21 protein-coding genes are annotated in these 18,624 nt (G+C 41.7%); 11 read left to right on the top strand and 10 right to left on the bottom strand.

Annotated features, from left to right (window positions below; genetic code table 11):
- Positions 1 to 53 precede the first annotated feature (53 nt).
- The 3 genes from CRG89_RS04515 to CRG89_RS04505 all read right to left on the bottom strand — a co-directional run bounded on the left by CRG89_RS04515 (position 54) and on the right by CRG89_RS04505 (position 4,812).
- Positions 54 to 887 carry a metallophosphoesterase gene (locus CRG89_RS04515; RefSeq protein ID WP_103287136.1) on the bottom strand — a complete coding sequence of 278 codons (834 nt, stop codon included), beginning with the start codon at positions 885 to 887 and terminating at the stop codon, positions 54 to 56.
- 124 nt (positions 888 to 1,011) lie between these two features.
- Entirely contained in the window at positions 1,012 to 3,774 is a 2,763-nt protein-coding gene (locus CRG89_RS04510) for an ATP-dependent helicase (RefSeq protein WP_158648718.1), read from the bottom strand.
- A gap of 42 nt (positions 3,775 to 3,816) precedes the next feature.
- A complete protein-coding gene (locus CRG89_RS04505) occupies positions 3,817 to 4,812 on the bottom strand; it encodes an MBL fold metallo-hydrolase (RefSeq protein ID WP_103287134.1) in 996 nt (331 codons plus the stop codon).
- Positions 4,813 to 5,385: 573 nt separating this feature from the next.
- Here CRG89_RS04505 and purN point away from each other — a divergent pair.
- On the top strand, positions 5,386 to 6,015 hold the full coding sequence (gene purN, locus CRG89_RS04495) for a phosphoribosylglycinamide formyltransferase (RefSeq protein ID WP_103287132.1): 630 nt from the start codon (positions 5,386 to 5,388) through the stop codon (positions 6,013 to 6,015).
- A gap of 16 nt (positions 6,016 to 6,031) precedes the next feature.
- On the opposite strand, the gene CRG89_RS04490 is transcribed toward purN, so the two are convergent.
- Positions 6,032 to 6,415, bottom strand: coding sequence for a hypothetical protein (locus CRG89_RS04490; RefSeq protein WP_103287131.1), 384 nt, complete (start codon positions 6,413 to 6,415; stop codon positions 6,032 to 6,034).
- A 119-nt stretch (positions 6,416 to 6,534) separates the two neighbouring features.
- On the opposite strand from CRG89_RS04490, the gene CRG89_RS08725 reads away from it, so the two are divergent.
- The 4 genes from CRG89_RS08725 to CRG89_RS04475 all read left to right on the top strand — a co-directional run bounded on the left by CRG89_RS08725 (position 6,535) and on the right by CRG89_RS04475 (position 8,868).
- On the top strand, positions 6,535 to 6,690 hold the full coding sequence (locus CRG89_RS08725) for a hypothetical protein (RefSeq protein WP_158648717.1): 156 nt from the start codon (positions 6,535 to 6,537) through the stop codon (positions 6,688 to 6,690).
- Positions 6,691 to 6,741: 51 nt separating this feature from the next.
- Positions 6,742 to 7,617: a bifunctional 5,10-methylenetetrahydrofolate dehydrogenase/5,10-methenyltetrahydrofolate cyclohydrolase gene (locus tag CRG89_RS04485; RefSeq protein WP_103287130.1), complete on the top strand. Its 876-nt coding sequence runs from the start codon at positions 6,742 to 6,744 to the stop codon at positions 7,615 to 7,617.
- An 83-nt stretch (positions 7,618 to 7,700) separates the two neighbouring features.
- Complete coding sequence (locus CRG89_RS04480; RefSeq protein WP_103287129.1) at positions 7,701 to 8,342, top strand: 5-formyltetrahydrofolate cyclo-ligase; 642 nt, start codon at positions 7,701 to 7,703, stop codon at positions 8,340 to 8,342.
- Between the two features lie 85 nt (positions 8,343 to 8,427).
- Complete coding sequence (locus tag CRG89_RS04475) at positions 8,428 to 8,868, top strand: hypothetical protein (RefSeq protein ID WP_103287128.1); 441 nt, start codon at positions 8,428 to 8,430, stop codon at positions 8,866 to 8,868.
- Positions 8,869 to 8,910: 42 nt separating this feature from the next.
- Here CRG89_RS04475 and CRG89_RS04470 read toward each other — a convergent pair whose 3' ends face one another.
- The 4 genes from CRG89_RS04470 to CRG89_RS04455 form a co-directional block, all read right to left on the bottom strand.
- Entirely contained in the window at positions 8,911 to 9,507 is a 597-nt protein-coding gene (locus CRG89_RS04470; protein ID WP_103287127.1) for a hypothetical protein, read from the bottom strand.
- A 39-nt stretch (positions 9,508 to 9,546) separates the two neighbouring features.
- Positions 9,547 to 10,104 carry a hypothetical protein gene (locus CRG89_RS04465; RefSeq protein ID WP_148695182.1) on the bottom strand — a complete coding sequence of 186 codons (558 nt, stop codon included), beginning with the start codon at positions 10,102 to 10,104 and terminating at the stop codon, positions 9,547 to 9,549.
- A gap of 94 nt (positions 10,105 to 10,198) precedes the next feature.
- Entirely contained in the window at positions 10,199 to 10,888 is a 690-nt protein-coding gene (locus CRG89_RS04460; RefSeq protein ID WP_103287125.1) for a hypothetical protein, read from the bottom strand.
- 86 nt (positions 10,889 to 10,974) lie between these two features.
- Entirely contained in the window at positions 10,975 to 11,544 is a 570-nt protein-coding gene (locus CRG89_RS04455) for a hypothetical protein (RefSeq protein WP_103287124.1), read from the bottom strand.
- A gap of 86 nt (positions 11,545 to 11,630) precedes the next feature.
- On the opposite strand from CRG89_RS04455, the gene CRG89_RS04450 reads away from it, so the two are divergent.
- The 6 genes from CRG89_RS04450 to CRG89_RS04425 all read left to right on the top strand — a co-directional run bounded on the left by CRG89_RS04450 (position 11,631) and on the right by CRG89_RS04425 (position 16,653).
- Positions 11,631 to 12,692, top strand: coding sequence for a DUF4344 domain-containing metallopeptidase (locus CRG89_RS04450; protein WP_158648716.1), 1,062 nt, complete (start codon positions 11,631 to 11,633; stop codon positions 12,690 to 12,692).
- A 74-nt stretch (positions 12,693 to 12,766) separates the two neighbouring features.
- Positions 12,767 to 13,948 carry a DUF4344 domain-containing metallopeptidase gene (locus CRG89_RS04445; protein WP_103287122.1) on the top strand — a complete coding sequence of 394 codons (1,182 nt, stop codon included), beginning with the start codon at positions 12,767 to 12,769 and terminating at the stop codon, positions 13,946 to 13,948.
- Positions 13,949 to 13,979: 31 nt separating this feature from the next.
- A complete protein-coding gene (locus CRG89_RS04440) occupies positions 13,980 to 14,312 on the top strand; it encodes an ArsC/Spx/MgsR family protein (RefSeq protein WP_103287121.1) in 333 nt (110 codons plus the stop codon).
- A 23-nt stretch (positions 14,313 to 14,335) separates the two neighbouring features.
- Positions 14,336 to 15,742, top strand: coding sequence for a cysteine--tRNA ligase (cysS, locus tag CRG89_RS04435; protein ID WP_103287120.1), 1,407 nt, complete (start codon positions 14,336 to 14,338; stop codon positions 15,740 to 15,742).
- A 51-nt stretch (positions 15,743 to 15,793) separates the two neighbouring features.
- Positions 15,794 to 16,261 carry a hypothetical protein gene (locus CRG89_RS04430; protein ID WP_148695183.1) on the top strand — a complete coding sequence of 156 codons (468 nt, stop codon included), beginning with the start codon at positions 15,794 to 15,796 and terminating at the stop codon, positions 16,259 to 16,261.
- 74 nt (positions 16,262 to 16,335) lie between these two features.
- Positions 16,336 to 16,653, top strand: coding sequence for an FUN14 domain-containing protein (locus tag CRG89_RS04425; protein WP_103287118.1), 318 nt, complete (start codon positions 16,336 to 16,338; stop codon positions 16,651 to 16,653).
- 91 nt (positions 16,654 to 16,744) lie between these two features.
- Here CRG89_RS04425 and CRG89_RS04420 read toward each other — a convergent pair whose 3' ends face one another.
- Together CRG89_RS04420 and CRG89_RS04415 are read right to left on the bottom strand one after the other, a co-directional pair.
- A complete protein-coding gene (locus tag CRG89_RS04420) occupies positions 16,745 to 17,005 on the bottom strand; it encodes a PqqD family peptide modification chaperone (RefSeq protein ID WP_103287117.1) in 261 nt (86 codons plus the stop codon).
- A gap of 442 nt (positions 17,006 to 17,447) precedes the next feature.
- Positions 17,448 to 18,617 (bottom strand): NAD(P)/FAD-dependent oxidoreductase, encoded by a 1,170-nt coding sequence (locus tag CRG89_RS04415; protein WP_158648715.1) that lies wholly within the window; start codon positions 18,615 to 18,617, stop codon positions 17,448 to 17,450.
- Positions 18,618 to 18,624: the final 7 nt, after the last annotated feature.

Raw genomic sequence — 18,624 nt, 5'->3', positions numbered from 1 at the left:
GAGTGAAGAGATATACGAGTAAATGGATATACAAATGGATAGAACAATTGATGTTATAGAGCAGGCATGAGATACCTCACTTCAGGGAATCTTTTAACCATCATACCAACCTCTATAAGATATGGTGTTAATCCCTCTACCCCTATACTCCTCAATATAGGACTCTTTATCATAGCATTCTCATTCAATGGATTGCCATAGGCTAATGGAGATAGGGATGGGAGTACTATCACACTTCCTTTAGGTGATATACTGCTATTCCTACCAGATACACAGGCATGATCAACATCAACAGCATCCTTGCTTATCACATCCTTACCATACAGGAATGCCTTGAACCTATGCTTTATGCCAAGTTCATCCTTGATTGCTATCGATGGATGCTCATGCCCCATAACCACAAGCCTTACATCCTTATCATACATAACCTTGCTCTCAAGATGGCCATGGATGAGCAGTATACTTCCCTTGCTACACTCAAGTAGTAGATGGGGATCATGAAGTTTAACACTCAACTCATTGAGGATGTAGATTATGTAGTTGTCATGGTTACCTCTAACAACCTCCAACTCACAGTTACTCCTGCGTAGAATGTTAACAAGCTTCTTCAGTGAGTACCACTCCTCTGCACTAGGTCTACCAAACTCATGCTTCACATCCCCTAGTATTATTACCTTCTTGCACGAGAGTTCCTTGACTGGCCTTACTATACAGTCTATTATATGCTCAGTAACAGGGTATGGTATGTGTATGCCTAACCTCTCCCTATGCTCTTCTAATCCAAGATGTGTATCTGCAAATAACAGTGTGTCATGCTCCTCTAGGTATATACATGGATATGGGCTTGCTATGCTTACACCCTCCTCCAACTCTATGAGTTCTATCATGGGCAGATACTGAAGATGATGAGGCAGATGTTAAGTATATTCTTTATTTATCCACTGCTTATTACCTGCATAGATGCATAAATACACATGCATACCTAATGCTCTCTACCTATCTATCTATCTACTAGCAAGCACTTATCCTCCTCATCACCATCTCATGGAGTGCTTCAAGCATCTCCTTCCTATCCTCCATGAGCACAACATCGCTATAGCCAGAGACTATGAGCATGTGGCTGAATGGTGATGGCACATCTCTAGCATTGAAGATTATGAACCTCCTCCTACCCTCCTCAACATCCTTGAGCACTTGTGCTGCCCTATTAACATCCATAAGATCCTCCATAACCTCCCTGTAAGTCTCTTCTAGGACAGGGAAGCCATCAAGCTTCTCACATAACCTCATCAGTATCTCAGCATTGGTCTGCTGCCTGGCAACTGTAACCTCATAACCCTTGTAGTTCCTAAGTACCATGAGTGATCTTGTTGCACAGTGTCTGAACCTTGTCCTTACCATCTCTGTACTCTTTATAGCATTGAGTAGGAGGGATCTTATGTTTGATGAGTTGACAGATGCTATTATCCTTTCTGCTATTGATATGATATCTTCACCATTCTCACCATACTCCCCAAGGGTTAGCATGAATGCACTATCGCTAACTGTTACAGCAACATTCCTCCTCATCATAACCCTAGCAACGTATGCATATGCTCTTGCAAGAGCATCATTAACCCTCCTCCCAAATACACAGTGGAATATCAGGTTGTGCTTACCCTGCTCATCTATGTAATGCTCTACCAATAGGTTCCTATCGCTTGGATCATCCTTTATACCCAACACCCTTAGGAACCTGTACTGTGCATACATGTACTCAACTATTGCATGTGAAGCATTCTCATCGGTGTATAGCCTCTCCATCAACATCCTTGCTATCCTATCCTTCAACCTCTCTACATCCCTAGCACTACTACCCCTACCCTTACCCTTCCTTCTCTTCTTCTCCTTATTACTACTACCACCACTACCACTACCACCCTCACCCATCTCTCCAGCCTTTATCCCCTCCTCCAGCATTGAGAATATCTCACCTCTAAGCCTCCCTATCTCCTCCCCAAGGTCAAAGCTCAATGGTAGCATCTCGCTGAACCAACTAGGTATGGTTGGCCTCATCCCTTCAGCACTCCTCACTACTGCTGTTAAACCTTTGCTTGATATGAACTCGTATGTCTTGCCTCCAAGCACGAATATATCCCCTGGGCTCAAGCGCTCAAGGAACTCCTCCTCTATGCTCCCTACCCACTTCCCATCCCTTGTATAGACCTTGACAGCAACCTCATCTGGTATAGTGCCTATATTGGTAGCATAGATCATCCTTGCTGTAGAGCCCCTCTTCCCAAACTCGCCAGTAGCCTCATCGTACCATATCTTGCCATACACCTTGTGCCCTTCAAGGCTCTTGTACATCCCAGCAAGGTACCTTAGCACTCTCTTGAAACTATCCATGCTGAGATCTCTGTAGCAGTAACTCCTCCTCACAAGCCTATAAGCATCATCAACCCTCCATCTCCTCTCTATTGCCAAACCTACTACATGCTGTGCAAGAACATCAAGGCAGTTCCTTGGTATATGCACACTATCTATCTTGCCACGCATAGCATTCATGCACATAACAGCATCCTCTACTAGATCATCATTATCCATTGCAATAAGGTAGCCCTTTGACTCCAACTCTAGGGAGTGTCCTGATCTTCCTATCCTCTGTATGCATCTTGCTATTGACTTTGGTGAGCCTATCTGCACAACAGCATCTATGCTCCCTATATCTATTCCTAGTTCTAGGCTTGTGCTTGTAACAACTGCACGCATCTTCCCATTCTTAAGCCTATCCTCAACATCAAGCCTTATCTCCCTTGAGAGTGAACTGTGGTGTGCAGCAAGCTCATCATCAGCATCAACAACATTCATCTTCGAGAGATGGTATACAACCCTCTCTGCCCCAGATCTGGTGTTTGTGAATATGAGCGTGGTCTTGTTCCTCCTTATCACATCCTTGATGAGAGCATACATCCTCCTGTTCAGTTCATCTGCCTTTGCATGTACTATATCCCTTACAGGAGAGATCGTTATTATGCTCATGGGCTTCACAAACCTAGCATCAACTATAACACAGTCCCTCTCTTCTCCATCATCCTCATATCCAACAAGGAACCTAGCAACCTCTTCCAATGGATGGAGTGTTGCACTCAACCCTATCCTTACAAGCCTGTTAGTGCATAACTCTTGTAACCTCTCAAGGCTAAGGCTTAGATGCACACCTCTCTTTGATGAGCATAACTCATGTATCTCATCTATTATAACCCATCTCGCATCCTTGAGCCTCTCCCTGAACTTTGGTGCACATAGCACTATTGCTATGCTCTCTGGCGTTGTTATGAGGATGTGGGGAGGCTTCCTGAGCATCCTTGCCCTCTCACTCTGTAGCGTATCCCCAGTCCTAACCCCTACCCTTATATTGCTTACAGATGCATCTATTGCAGATAACTCCTCCAGAGGCTCCCTAAGGTTCTTTGCTATATCGTTGTTAAGTGAGCGTAGTGGGCTTACGTATATACAGTAGACTTTATCCTCAAGCATATCCCTCCTTGCAAGGCTTACAAGCTCGCTTATTATGCTTAGGAATGCACTGAGCGTCTTGCCAGAGCCTGTTGGGCTTGCAACAAGGGTGTTGTTCCCTTGTAGTATGCTTGGTATAGAGTACCTTTGTGGAGGGGTTAACGATCTGAACCTCTTCCTAACCCACTCCCCAACAACATTATCAAGCATACCTATAACATCCTCATCCCTGTAGGTGTAGAGCTCATCAGCATGCCTTATCATTACACATACCATGCAAGTGTTGAAGCCCTATTATTCATTACGTTGAATCCCTTACTACAAGTAGTCAAGTATGCTGCACTTGCTACCTAAAGCCTCTGCATCATAGCCCATCTCTCTAAGATGGGATGCAAACTCCTCAGCAAATCCATGGAAGGTATAGATCTTGTTTGGTTTACATGCATTTACAACCTGTACAAGTTCATAAAAGTCGCAGTGATCACTCAGGGGGATGGTGTAGTCATGGAACCTTGAATGCCAATGGGTTAGCGCCCAACCTGTAAATGCTATGGTTACAGCATTGTGATGCTTCTTCATCCTCTTAACGAATGGGGAGTTGTTGCTCTGCTTAGGTGCAACCATCAACCATGGACCATACTTTAGGCTATTGCCATAGCCATCACCCTCGATGCTATACACTATAGCATCATCATCACCCAACTCTATACCAAGTTCCCTGTACACCCTGTTCATCCTTGCTACGCTCTCATGTATGTAGAGGGGCTTCCAGTGCCTGAATAGACTTGTTATGATCTGTGCCTTTCCAAATGGATAACCCATGAGTATTACTGGTATACCCTTGGAGTACATCTCTGCTATGAGCATGTTAACCCTATGTATAACATCATCTACACTTGGGAACCTAAACCCCCTTCTCCCATATGTTGATTCTATTATTAGGGTATCGCATCTAGGCAACCTTGCACCTTTTAGGAATGCTCTATCCCTAGTGCATATATCGCCAGTGTAGAGTATCCTATCATCTATCAAGAGTGCCCTAGAGCCTAGAACATGACCAGAGTCTATCATCTCAAGCATTGGATCAGGCTCATTGCTAGCATTAGGGTATCTAAAGCCTCTAGCCTCTGCTATCCTTAGCGTCTCTCTTGATGCTAGAACCCTCCTGCCTATATCTGATGATCTATGCATATGATCTGTATGTGCATGTGACACAAATACAAGGTCTACACCTGTATCGTTCTTTGGGTCTAGGGCAATCCTCCTTCCCTTATACTCAACTATCATGCCAGAGTCTGAGTAGATGAGCATCATAGTAAGGGATAGTAGATGCCTTATTAAGATTTGGTGAATTGTTGATCTATTCAGAGCATAGCCTACTGCTCGCCCTCCTTATTTAATGTACCATAACAACAAGATGGAAGAGAATGTTAGAGCCATATTATGTAATCTCTCTATACTCTTTTCATCTAATCCACTGCAACACCTGTCTAATATAGTAAATCTACTGCACCTATACTTTGCCTAATCGTTATGGTTATGGTATTTTTAGAGTGGAATCAGCTATACCCCTGGAGTCAAATTGAAACCTCTCTTCTGTAAGCCTTTATAAAGGTTTGAGTCATGCTCAGCCTAGCATACTACTCTCAACTCAACTCAACCCTACCATACATCTAATATGCTAGCTATACTAGCATATACTCACTCACCTACTCTCCATTATCTTAGTATAGATCTCCTTACCTATATTATAATATTAAGAACCATTATGTATTATTCTTACAGTTATCATATGATGAGGTTATCTGTTACCCATCATCTATATCCATGCATCATCAGCATAGCAGCATCCATGCACTTATATATAAAGCAATTAACATCAACTGTATGAGCATAAACCTTGCAATACTTGTATCTGGTAGGGGGAGCAACATGGAAGCAATACTGAGGAGCATAAGGGATGGTACAATAAAGGGTGTAGTACCAAAGGTAGTTATAAGCAATAGACCAAATGTTAGGGCACTTGATGTTGCAAGGCATTACAACGTTGATACCCAAGTTATAGATGATAATGGTAAGAAGGGTGCTGATTGGGAGTATGATAAGAGGATAGTTAAGTGCCTTCAGGAGAGGGATGTTAGACCAGATAACGGGCTTGTATGCCTGGCAGGGTTCATGAGGATAATGAGCAAAGAGTTTGTACAACTGTACAGGTGGAGGGTTATGAATATACACCCTTCCCTACTCCCTGCATTCCCAGGCTTGAATGCTCAAAGGCAGGCATTGGAGTATGGTGTAAAGATAACTGGGTGCACTGTACACTTCATAGATGAGGGGGTTGATACAGGACCAATAATACTGCAGGAGGCTGTTGAGGTTAGGGATGATGATGATGTTGAGAGCCTAGCAAGTAGGATACTTGAGAAGGAGCATGAGATATATCCTAGAGCTGTAAGGTTATTTGCTGAAGGCAGGTTAAGGATAGAGGGTAGGAGGGTAAGGATAATACTAAACTAAAATAACCAGATTCAGATCATAGTATTATTGCACATATATCTGATGCATCTATTATCCTCCCTACTAGATATCTATACTCATATACGCTAGTGCTTAGGACCAAGAACTTACCTCGCCTTATGTGTGATACAATAACCTTGGTTCTCATACCATCTATCTCTGCTATACATCTTACAATCTGGTTATGCTCTATCCTTGGCTCCAACATCACTAACTTATCATAACCTCTCTCCTGCACAGCCTCCATCCCTTTCACACCCTTCTTGCCCTCTTTGAACCTTGAACAACTTGCTATATGCTCATCGATGAATCTAGGATTTGTTGATGCCAACCAACCATTGCACTTATCGCATCTCACAATTACAGCATTGCTCTTCTCCTGCTTGTTAATCTCACTCATAACGTTCAACCCATCTCTAGCCTATATCTATATTACGCAATTTGTATATAGAAAGTATATCTTTAGATTATCATTTTGCATATTGCTTAATAAAGCCTCTAATATATGTAACGATGAATATGAGTAAGCAGGATGGAGAAGGAGGGGATGATGCGTTTGTACTCTACTCATTACTTGAGAGTAGGATAGAGATGCTTGAGGAGCATGTATCCATGCTTAGAAGGGAACTTGCATCCATAAAGAGGATGATGGATAGGCTTGGGTATAAAGAATGATATATACATGGAGGAAGATTTTAATTGCTTTAACCAAGAGTAATCTTTGGCTTGGTAGCAGTACTGATTGATGGTAAGAGTGTTGCAGGCAAGGTAACTGAACATGTTAGAAGGGCTGTTGGGAGGCTGAAGGAGAAGGGTGTAGAACCTTATCTTGCAACAGTACTTGTAGGGAATGATGAGGCATCAGCAACATATGTAAGGAACAAGCATAGGGCATGTGAGCAGGTTGGTATAAAGACCATAAACCACCATCTACCAGAGGATTACAGCACTAACCAACTCATAGAACTGGTAACCATGCTGAATGAGGATAGGAGGGTACATGGCATACTTGTACAACTCCCTTTACCAAAGCATATCAACCAATTCCTCATCACCAGCATGATAAAGCCAAGCAAGGATGTTGACTGCTTAACACCGTTCAACATAGGCTTACTAGCATATGATGTTGCAAAACTCCTCCCATGCACCCCTGCTGGAATAGTTGAGTTGATGAAGCAGTACAGGATAGACCCAGCAGGTAAGCATGTTGTTATAATCAATAGGGGTGTGCTAGTAGGCAAGCCTCTAAGCATTATGCTCCTCCACATGGATGCAACAGTTACTGTATGCCACTCAAAGACCACTAACCTGAAAGAGAGGTGTAGAGAGGCAGATATACTGATTACTGCAGTAGGTGATAGATCAAAGTTTGTACTTAGCAAGGATATGGTTAAGGATGGTACAGTTGTTATAGATGTTGGTATAGACAGGGTAAATGGTAGGCTAGTTGGTGATGCAGATGAAGGTGTTATGGAGAAGGCATCATACATAACCCCAGTGCCTGGAGGTGTTGGACCCATGACGGTTGCTATGCTATTAAGGAACACTGTTATTGCAGCAGCGCTTAACGAGGGTATAGATCTGGCTGAACTTGATGGTTAGATTGTGAGAGTGATATACAGATAGATAGAAGATGTTATGTAGAGATGGTTGATAGATAGATAATAGATAGCCTAACTTACTCTTTGCCATTAACATACTTGAGGATGGTAAGAGAGATGGATGAGGAAGAGGAGGATACCATACGCATGAGGAAGCAGGAGTTGAGGAGGTATATGATGAGCCTAAGGGACTCGCTTAGCAGGGAAGAGATGATCAGGGCAAGTAGTATAATACAGGAGAAGGTTCTAAAGACTGATGAGTTCAACTCATCAAGTATAGTTGGTCTCTACAGCCCAATAGGCTCAGAGGTTGATACCTCTACACTTGCTAGATATGCTATTGAGGAGGGTAAGATACTTGCCTATCCAAGGATAGAGGATAGATACACTATGGTATTTGTCATGGTTCTAGACCCTGCGATTGATCTAACCATAGGCAGATACGGCATACTTGAACCCTTGCCTAGCAAGGTGGTTAAGCCAGACCTTGTTATTGTACCAGGGCTTGTATGGGATGAACATGGCCACAGGATAGGTTATGGGAAGGGTTACTATGATAGGTATCTGAGCATGAATAGGGATGCTGTAAGGATTGGACTTGCATACGACTTTCAGGTGTTGAGTAGTATACCTCATAGTAGGATGGATGTTAGAGTTAACATGATAGTTACGGAGAGGAGGAGTATTAGAGTAGATGATGATAATAATAGTGATGTAATGGGTTGATGTATACATCTCCTCCTCCATGCATTATAATAAGAATGAGCGGTTAAGTTAAAAAGTTATAAAATACTATAACGGGTTACTCTTGTTGAATTTAAGCGAGGCGAATGTGATCTTAAGGAGGGCTATAGTTAGTGCATACTTTGAGCCAGAACTTATGAAGCGCAACTACAAGAGGTCAAGCGTGAAGCATCCAAATATAGATGGGCAGGGGATTACTTTGAATGAGCACCTACATCTCTTCTTCGATCTACAGACTGGGTGCGATTACCCTGATGGGGATGAGTGGTTCATAGTTGAGTATATCCTGCCTTACAACATAAAGCTCCCAGATCACCTAAAGGGACCAGATTACTTCACAACACTTGCAGTAGATGAGAACAACAGTTACTGGAGGCATAGGGAGCTGGTTAGGTACAGGTATGGTAAGAGCAAGAGGCTAGATGAGGCTGTAGACTTTATAGATAGGAAGTATAGGGAGTTGAGTGATATTCTCAATGAGCACTCGCTTCTGAGTGCTAATGAATAACCATTGCAATAAATAAGCAACGCCATGTTAAGCAACAAACGCTCATGTTATATTATTATTATTCCATCTACCCTCTACATACCTGTACTCTTTACCATCAATGTAAGCACTCCTTGGCCTCCATCTCATCTCTTCCCTTGAGAATACAAACCATATCTCCTTAGCATCTGGGATGGATCTGAATTGAATTGTATCAACAACATACTCTATCCCTTCTATAGCCTTGTTGAATACCTTGCCACTACCTCTATACACTATGCTGAATACTATAGTTTGTGAGCCCAAGAACCTTAGCCTGAATGCAAAGACCCCTTTGCCTCTCCTCCACCTTATATTCTTGATCACCTCCTTCAACGCCTCCCATCTCTCAAACCCAATATCCTTTACAAAGTTCGCATCATACTGTATTGGAAGATCTATGCTTAATATACTCATCAGCATGCTATCTATCCTCCCTCCCTTACTAATGCTACTGCTATTACTGATGCTCTCATAACCCTCATCCCAGCCAAAAACAACCTCCTCTTCTTCATCATCCCTTATTATCTCCTCTACAACCTCAAACCTTTCACTGAGAAGGTTGAATAAAACCTCTACCTCTGCCTGGGATAGGCTCCTGTGTACCAACCTTGCATACATCAACTATCAATAATTAAGAAGTGCTTATTATTTATCACCTTATATCATGCCAAGGAACCTGAGCAGGTGTATGAGTCCATATCCTCCACCAACGAAGCATGAAGGTACCCATGGTACAAGCAATGGTATTCCTCTAAGCCTTATCTGATGGTTATCTATTATCCTGCTAACATACTCGTTAAGGTTAGCATTCCATATCTTGTAATCTATACCACTCCTCTTGAGCATATCTGCAAGTTCATACAGCACTGCCCCTCTAGCACTGAATATATGCTGTATATACCTCCTTGATATCTCAACCTCTCCACCAACTGCTATAGCATCCTCTATGCCATTAACACGCATGAGCCTAACATGCATCTCCCATCCCTTATTGAGCATCTTTGTAAGCCCATGACCTATCTGCATCCTCTTCCTATTCTCGCAGAAGAGTAGTTTATGGAACCCCTCTGCTAGAAACGCTTCCATTATATCTCTAGCATCCCTCCTAACTAGAAGGTAGAGTGGACCATCCTTGACCTCATCCTTCCTGATAAGGTGTATTAGCCCCCTTACTAGGCTTACAGTCCTAGGGTAGAGCAGCATGTAATCTACCATACCATTGCTTATTAACACTACATAAATAACCTTTCTATCAGCATGTTAATTCAATTTATAGCAGATTATACAATCTATCCATCTATACTACTGCTCATACGTTAAGGTAGTATCTTATTATATCCCTTACAGAGCTACTAGGCACCATTGTCTCATGCTTGTGCATGGGCTCAAAGTCATGATCATCACACCTGTATATTGTGCTCATCCTAACATATCTGCCAGAGGTTAGTATATACTCAACCACTCTACTCATACTCCTAAGCGATGCTAGTCCTCTGATGATCCTAGCAGCAGTTGACTCATCATCGTAATCCCTTAACCATAGCCTAACTATCTCATCTATAGCACTGCTATCAACCTGCTCTACAGCATCAACCCCTCTTATTATGCTCTTCTTGTTGAGTGAGAGTATACCTGTGCTTGATGATATACTATGCAATGCTACGCACGGCTCATCTATTATGAATCTAAGGTTGAATGGCGTGGGATAGACTATTGGATCTATGCTTACGCTAAGATGCTCATAACTGAACCTCTTCACTGCTATGTAGAGTACATGCCTATCTGTAGAGATGATGTAAGGCTTGCCATACTCTACTGCATTGAGTTCTTTAACCTTTGCCTCTGCTGCAGCAAGTATATGCTCTCCAGCCTCAATAAGCCTCTTTGCTAACTCCTCTCTTGTCTGCTGTTGGTATGCTGCTATAACATACTGCTGCCTCCTCTTCATCTCTTCAACCTCCTGCTCCACAAGTTTAAGAACAGCGTAAAGGTCTAGCATGGGGCGTATTAATCTGTAGAGTATAAAATACTTTCACTTAACATATAGATGGTTTGCTCTGCTTCTGCCTGCCTACCTACTCATCTTCAACCCTTGAGATCGCTAGCAAGTATGCCCATGAACCTATCTACTATTGAGTTCTCTACCTTTAACTTGACTACACTCTCCATCCTCCTATCAGCCTCTATCTCCTCTGCACTCCTCTCATCAAGTGCTCCCTCAAAGAAGAATCTAAACTGCTGATCCTTCAGCCTAAGCAATGGCTCTATGTACTGCCACTGCCAGTTAGAGAGTACAAAGTATACCCTCTTACTTGTACTTATGTTAAGCATCTCCTTACCAGCCTTATCCTTCCTCCTTTCATAGAAGCCTATTGTAGCAAGGACCTTCTCAACCATATCCTCTATGTTGATGCACTCCTCAACCCTAGCATCTGGAAGAGAAGAAAGCCTTGCATAAAGTTCAGCCTCATCCTTGCTCCTTGCAAAGAAGATGATTCTTATTACACTCTCATCTGCATGTGACCTAGCAAGTCTAGAGAAGAGGTTACTTGCTGTATCAAGCCTATTCCTTACATGCCTTGGTATATCTTGAGAATTAATGTCTTTACTAGTAGTGTTGCTATTGCAGTAAACTGCTATTATGTTCTCCATCATGGATGATGCAGAGTACTCATATTTAAGGTGTAAGTTATAGATGACACATACTACTATTTAGTATAAGGATATACATGATAATGTTTATGAGTATGAAGGAGGAGAAGCATAATAAGCCAATACTCTTTGCGCTAGCAGCAGTAGCGATAGCACTAGGGATCACAAATATACTGCTAGCATACAACATTACTACAGAGATGAACCAATCCGATAGATTGGGTGTTAATAATATACGTGCTGAACTTGATTACCTAAAGAATAGGTATGATGCTATAGATAAGAAGGTTGAGAAGATAGATTCTAAAATGATGGAGTTAAAGGAGATTAATGAAGTATTGAATGATGTAAGATACAAGTTAGTTAACATAAATAGCAAAGATGAAAATAATAATAATAATAGTAGTAGTAATAATAATGCATTGAATCATATACTTGATTATTCTCTAGAACAAAGATTGAAGGAGGGATTAGAGGGTAAGGAGGTTGAAGATAGAGGGGATTTCAAGATCATGTATATTGATGATAAGCATAAGATATTAAGTAGATCGAAGGTACTTGATGCATACGTTGATGCATTGAACTCTAAGTTCATACTTCCTCATGATATTGAAGTGGTGGTTGATGAGGATGATAGATGTAAGAACGCATCTGGCTACTATGAGCAGATGAGAAAGAGGATAGTACTCTGCTACTCCAGCATAAACAGCTTCATGAGACTCTATCCAGATGATGTTGGGAACTTCTCTATGCTAGTGAAGTTTCTACTCTACCATGAGGTTGCACATGCACTCATAGATGTGTATAAACTGCCTATAGTTGGTATGCAAGAGTATGCTGCAGATAACTTTGCCATTGTTATGATGCTTAATGATGGAGATGATATACATCCTCTAATCTGGCTGTACGATGCAATGAGGGAGGATAAGTATGCTACTTCTACTACTACTACCTCTAGCAGATACTGGGATACACATATGCTCTTTGTGCAGAGATACTATGATATCTTATGCTTAGCATATGGGAGTGATCCATTAAGGTATGATAGCAATGATCTGCCTAGTGAGAGGGCATATAGATGCTCCCATGAGTACTCATCTGCACTCAACGCTTGGAATGAGCTCCTCAAACCCTGGATGAAGGCAAGTTAGCCTATATACTCTACTCCCGTTTGTTCACAACATTACTTATTTAAGCATATTACTATCTACACTAACACCATTTTATGAATAGCCATGCTATAGTTGCTGTTATAGGGTTTGCACTAGCATCCCTAACTGGTATTGCTAGCATAGTACTCTATGCTGAGAGTAATGAGTTGAAGGCTGAGGTTAATAGCATTGTTCAGGATAATAAGATGCTCAAGCAGGAGCTTGATAATACACTACAGAACCTTAAAGATAAAGAGTCTGAACTTGAGAAGAGTAGGGAGGAACTGAACTCTGCAATGAATAAGATCAAGAGCATTGATGAGGAACTTAACAGTACCAAACAGAGGTTGAGTATTACTGAGGAGGAGTTGGAGAAGAGCAAGAGGGACCTTAACTATGCGAAGGATGAGTTGAAGAGCACTAGAACAAAGTTGCTTGAGACTCAGGATGAGCTTAACAGGAGTAAAGAGGAGCATCAACGTACGCTTAGAACGCTTGAAGAGTTGAAGGCTGATTACGATGCTCTAAAGGAAAGGTTGAAGAGTGCTGAGGATGGTCTGAAGGGGTACACTTACAGGGAGGATAAGGGAGACTTTAAGGTTAGGTATGATGCTGGAAGTAGGTATAGAGATGCAATAGACCAGATCGTTGGATCACTCAACTCTAGGCTCAAACTGCCATACGATATACCCATGCTGGTGTCAAGTTGTGGCGATGTATGGTATGCTGCATATACAGAGTATGAGGTTTACACTCGCAAAGTCAGCAAGATAGTGCTATGTGTTGAGGCACTTGATGAGGTAAGCGATATGGTTGATAGTATGTATAGCAATGGGATAGCCTCTAGCAAGGATAAAGCCTTCAACGTATTCATAAAGTACATAGTATACCATGAGATTGGACATGCTGCTATAAGGATAGCAGACCTCCACACAGGCAGTAGAGAGGAATCACTTGTAGATGACTTTGCCTTCTATATGCTTGTTAAGGATGGGGATGGTGATGTAGATCTTCTCATCATGCTCTACAAAATACTTGCAGTACATGAAGGAGAAGGTAAGATAGAGGCTAGGCATCCAAGCAGTCTATACCTAACGTACAGGCAGCAGTACCATGATATCTCATGCCTTGCATATGGTGCTGGCATAGAATCAGAGTATATGGATCTTGGTGAGAGGGATAAGGATAAGTGCAAGGTGATATGGTATGAGGTCTCACATGGCTGGGATAGAGCACTTGCGCTCTGGTGGAAGTAAGTAGATAAGAGAGTATCTATTCAGGAGATACATGGATAAGGTGAAGGTTTATCACTACAGCAAGTGCGTAACATGTAGAAGGAGCATAGATATACTCAGCAAGGAGCATGAGCTGGAGTTGAGGGATATATTCAAGGAGAGACTAAGCAAGGATGAGATAAGGGATATAATTGCCCAGGCAGGGGTAAGTGCAAGGGAACTTGTGAGGAGGAAGAGCAAGGCATACAAGGATATAATCAATGGCAATTACACCGATGAGGAGATAATAGAGATGATGAGCAATGACCCAAGCCTAATAGAGAGGCCAATAATCATCATGGGAGGGAAGGTATTCATAAGGCCAAGGTTGGAGAAGGTAGAGTAGTAGCAAAGAGGATTGATGAATGGATGAGGCTTTATAATACACTAAGCGGAAAGGTTGAGGAGATCAAGCCTAGCAATGGTATGATGGTAAGGATGTACCTCTGTGGAGTCACTGTTTATGACTACTCGCATATAGGCCATGCTAGAACTATAATAGTCTTTGATGTTATAAGGAGGTATCTTATGTATAAAGGCTACAAGGTAAGGTTCGTTCAGAACTTTACCGATGTTGATGATAAGATAATCAAGGCAGCAAGGGAGAAGGGTATAAAGCCATTGGAGCTTGCTGAGTACTTCATAGAGCAGTACTTCAAGGACTTCGATAGGCTTAACGTGTTAAGGGCTGATCATTATCCAAGGGCAACTGAGCATATAGAGGATATGCATAGAATCATAAAGGGGTTGATGGATAAGGGCTATGCTTATAGAACAAGCAAGGGTGTATACTTCCATATAGCAAAGGATGAAGATTACGGCAAGTTATCAAAGAAGCAAATAGATGAACTAAAGGCAGGTGCAAGGGTTGAGGTTGATGAGGAGAAGTTAGACCCTCTAGACTTTGCGCTATGGAAGTTTGTTGATGATGAGCCATCATGGGATAGCCCATGGGGTAGAGGTAGGCCGGGATGGCATATAGAGTGCTCTGCCATGAGTATGAAGTACCTTGGAGAGACCTTTGAGATACATGGGGGAGGTGAGGATCTTATATTCCCACACCATGAGAATGAGATTGCTCAATCAGAGTCATTAACATGCAAAGAGTTCTCGAAGCACTGGGTTCATGTTGGTATGGTTAATGTGAAGGGGGAGAAGATGGCAAAATCCCTCAAGAATATAGAGCCAATACACTCTGCACTAAGCAGGTGGGGTGCAAATACAATAAGGTTATACTGCCTATCAGCACACTACAGGAAGCCCCTAGAGTATGATGAGATGCTCCTCAAGCAGGCACTTGCTGTATGGAGGGATGTGGAGAATGCGTTGTATGAGTTGGAGCATGCCATGAAGATACCTGCTAGAGAAGGGGAAGGGGGAAGGGCAGTTGTAGATGAGTTGAAGGGTATCGTTGATGAATCCTTTAAGATCTTCATGGATAGGATGGATGATGATCTTGATACACCTAATGCAATAGCATCCCTCCTTACATCCATAAAGGCAGTTAATAGGTATGCTGGGGAGGATATGCTTGATGTTAGCGTTGCTGAGACGATTATGCCAAGGCTCAATGATATGCTCTTCATCCTAGGCCTCAAGAGGGCTGAGGTTAGCAGTGAGGAGAGGGCAAGGATAGAGGAGATGGTGAAGAGGAGGAGCATGTTGAGGGCAGAGAAGCGTTACAGGGAGGCAGATGAGATAAGGGAGATGCTTAGGGCAGAGGGGATAGAGTTGGTTGATCATAAGGATAGGACTATATGGAAGAAATTAAGCTAATCTTCTTAGAAGTATGTAAACCTTTAATATAGGTTTAACTATTTATATCTTATGAGCCTAGGAATTGAGATTTTAAATAGATATAGGGATTATATAATGCTCAACAAGAACATCTTTATAGCAGGAGTATGCGCATTCATAGCAAGTGCTCTTATTGCAGAGGCATACTATGCAATGGATAGTAGCGCTGCTATTAACTCAACTATGAGCGTTGCTGTAGAGTATGGCATATACATACCGCTATTTGCATATCTCTACTACAAGGATAATAAAGGAAGGTATAGGGATGAATACTCTAATATAGTGTGGAGAAGGGTGCTCATGGATGCAAGGAAGTTGATAGCAACGCTATCAGTTGCAGAGATGGTGTATGCTGTTGTTAGAGGATATATGCATTACCACTCTCTTACCATGGGTATGCAGCCTTATCAAGCAGCACTGCTCTCATCAATAGTAGCATCAGCGCTCTTCTACACTGTAGTGAATGTAGGGGCAAGGATATCAAGGCTATTCAATTAACCATGATATTTTTTACAAGATAAGCACCCTGCCTTGACTGTAATATTATAAAGCAGCTCCATACAATAATCAGCATGGACCCACTTGGAATAGGAGGATTACTAACATCTCAGATAGCCATAGGAGGGATAATAGGCTTCTTCATAGGCTTTGCAATAAAGAAGATAACCAAGGTAGCATTATTCATACTGGGCGTATTCTTCATAGCACTACTCTACCTTGAGTACAATGGGTATATAGTAATAAACTATGCAAAGTTCGAGGAAGCGTTTGGTAAGATAGGGAGTAGTATAGCAGGGCAGTTGGCAGTTCCAGCAACCCCAATACTAACAAACATACCCCTGCTTGGAGGGTTTGGTGTAGGATTCATAATAGGGTTGAAGAAGGGTTAAGCGTATAAATGATGTCATAAAGAAAGTTAAGCATCAGAGTCCTCCCTATAATTACTACTCTTACTATCCTCACTCCTATCTATTGGATGGATTACCTTATCTCTATGAGTTTAGCTTCTACCATCTCGTTTATCAGACCTTCCAATGCTGGCTTGAGTTGAGCAGTGTCCTCTCCACTACTACTTGCTATTACATTAACCAACTCCTTGAATGATATGCCATTGCATACATCCCATATCATTATAACCACCTCATTAACAGAATACGCTACCTTGTCATCATTGACGAGAAGAAGAGAACCATCTTCAGCCCTTGCTACGTTGCCCTTCTTGTATAGTTTCTCTAACTCCATCGGTAAATGCGCCATCATTTATTATTTAAATGTTTGTTTTTGTTTAGGGGATAGTGTCAGGATAAGAACCTACTTAATCACATTAACACGTTATACTATCACTTTCAGCATCAATTAATCTAGCATATTCCTTCTTATTACAGGTGTATTACCTTTAAGAAGATAAAGAGCAGATGATAGCAATTAGAATTATGGATGGGGTAATCTTCTTATGCTATAGAGTAGTTATCTACCTCTATTCTTTATGCTTCATCTAGCAATACCAACTAACCTCTATCCCTCAATATATTATAGCATGCACTTATGATAGAATATGTTACTCCTCTCATTAAGGTATCTGAATAAAGAATCTTTATATCCCGTAAATTAACATGGTTTATAGCGTTGATAAAGTTATTGAATGACTATGTTATCGAGTTATGCAACAAAGCATAATATTACATTACTCAGATGAAATATGAAGTCTGTCCCTTATCATACTTATTATATGGTCTGCTATTGCAGGAGATGCTGTGAACCCTGGAGATTCTATACCTATTAGGTGTATGAAGTTATCTGGATACTCCTCTATAACAAAGTCTGGCTCCTCATTGCTCCCATATCCAGCAAGCCTAGCCCTTATACCATAGTAACCATACTCAAGATCATCCTTGCTTATTCCATGGATCATCTCAGATGCTCTAGAGTAGAACTCATCGATACCTTTATTCACAACATCCTTAAACTTGCTATCATCATAATCCTTCTCATCCACATATATTGCATTAGGCCCTATAGCTATTGTACCATCTAACCTCTTTGTTAGATGTATCCCTATACCTCTATAATCGAATGTTGGTGCTGGGTATATAAGCGAGTTAACTAGGTATGGCTTCCTCCTTACAAGATAGTACTCCCCTATGCATGGATAGATCCTATACCTCTTCAACCCAACAAGATATGCTATATCATCTGCATGAGTTCCTGCACTATTCACAACAAGCCTAGCAATTATACTCTTACTCTTACTATACTCTGAACCCTTACCATCCTTTACTATTATCCTGTAACCATTAAGCATTTCATCTATACCTACTACAGTGCTGTTGAAGGCGAACTCTATGCCAGATGTACTTGAATACTCATAAAGCGCATATGCAAGCCTTGATGGATCTGTAACGCCAGCACTCTCTACCAGCAGGCCTGTATCTGTCTTAGCATACCTCTCTATACTCCTTACCTCATCCCCATACACAAATCTAATCTTATCAACACCATTGGCATAACCTCTCCTCTGCAACTCCTCCAACGCATTCATGTTATCGTCAGTGCATAGTATGAGCATACCATCCCTCCTGTATGGTATACTCAATGCATCTAGTATGCTATACATCATCCTGTTACCTTTGACACAGAACCTAGCCTTCAAGGTTCCAGGCTTAGCATGTATGCCAGAGTGTATAACTCCAGAGTTCCTGCTGCTTGCATGTAGTGCAACTGAATGCTCCTTATCTATGCAGATGATCTTGAGCCTCCTCTCCCCTTGCATCCTACCAAGCATGTAGGATATGAAGAGCCCAACTATGCCAGAGCCTATTATTGCAACATCATAATAGTCCTCTGCCTCTACCATAAACATA

The sequence above is a fragment of the Candidatus Nitrosocaldus islandicus genome, assembly GCF_002906215.1.
In the GTDB taxonomy this organism is placed as follows: Archaea; Thermoproteota; Nitrososphaeria; order Nitrososphaerales; family Nitrosocaldaceae; genus Nitrosocaldus; species Nitrosocaldus cavascurensis.
The sequence above is the reverse complement of the archived record's forward strand: the minus strand, read 5'-3'. Positions and strand labels throughout refer to the sequence as shown.

Bases quoted from the DNA above. Each gene is read 5' to 3' on its own strand.
- CRG89_RS04515 (WP_103287136.1), bottom strand. From the start codon at position 887: ATGATAGAACTCATAGAGTTGGAGGAGGGTGTAAGCATAGCAAGCCCA.
- CRG89_RS04510 (WP_158648718.1), bottom strand. From the start codon at position 3,774: ATGGTATGTGTAATGATAAGGCATGCTGATGAGCTCTACACCTACAGG.
- CRG89_RS04505 (WP_103287134.1), bottom strand. From the start codon at position 4,812: ATGATGCTCATCTACTCAGACTCTGGCATGATAGTTGAGTATAAGGGA.
- purN (WP_103287132.1), top strand. From the start codon at position 5,386: ATGAGCATAAACCTTGCAATACTTGTATCTGGTAGGGGGAGCAACATG.
- CRG89_RS04490 (WP_103287131.1), bottom strand. From the start codon at position 6,415: ATGAGTGAGATTAACAAGCAGGAGAAGAGCAATGCTGTAATTGTGAGA.
- CRG89_RS08725 (WP_158648717.1), top strand. From the start codon at position 6,535: ATGAGTAAGCAGGATGGAGAAGGAGGGGATGATGCGTTTGTACTCTAC.
- CRG89_RS04470 (WP_103287127.1), bottom strand. From the start codon at position 9,507: ATGTATGCAAGGTTGGTACACAGGAGCCTATCCCAGGCAGAGGTAGAG.
- CRG89_RS04465 (WP_148695182.1), bottom strand. From the start codon at position 10,104: ATGGTAGATTACATGCTGCTCTACCCTAGGACTGTAAGCCTAGTAAGG.
- CRG89_RS04460 (WP_103287125.1), bottom strand. From the start codon at position 10,888: ATGCTAGACCTTTACGCTGTTCTTAAACTTGTGGAGCAGGAGGTTGAA.
- CRG89_RS04455 (WP_103287124.1), bottom strand. From the start codon at position 11,544: ATGATGGAGAACATAATAGCAGTTTACTGCAATAGCAACACTACTAGT.
- CRG89_RS04450 (WP_158648716.1), top strand. From the start codon at position 11,631: ATGAGTATGAAGGAGGAGAAGCATAATAAGCCAATACTCTTTGCGCTA.
- CRG89_RS04445 (WP_103287122.1), top strand. From the start codon at position 12,767: ATGAATAGCCATGCTATAGTTGCTGTTATAGGGTTTGCACTAGCATCC.
- CRG89_RS04440 (WP_103287121.1), top strand. From the start codon at position 13,980: ATGGATAAGGTGAAGGTTTATCACTACAGCAAGTGCGTAACATGTAGA.
- cysS (WP_103287120.1), top strand. From the start codon at position 14,336: ATGAGGCTTTATAATACACTAAGCGGAAAGGTTGAGGAGATCAAGCCT.
- CRG89_RS04430 (WP_148695183.1), top strand. From the start codon at position 15,794: ATGAGCCTAGGAATTGAGATTTTAAATAGATATAGGGATTATATAATG.
- CRG89_RS04425 (WP_103287118.1), top strand. From the start codon at position 16,336: ATGGACCCACTTGGAATAGGAGGATTACTAACATCTCAGATAGCCATA.
- CRG89_RS04420 (WP_103287117.1), bottom strand. From the start codon at position 17,005: ATGGAGTTAGAGAAACTATACAAGAAGGGCAACGTAGCAAGGGCTGAA.
- CRG89_RS04415 (WP_158648715.1), bottom strand. From the start codon at position 18,617: ATGGTAGAGGCAGAGGACTATTATGATGTTGCAATAATAGGCTCTGGC.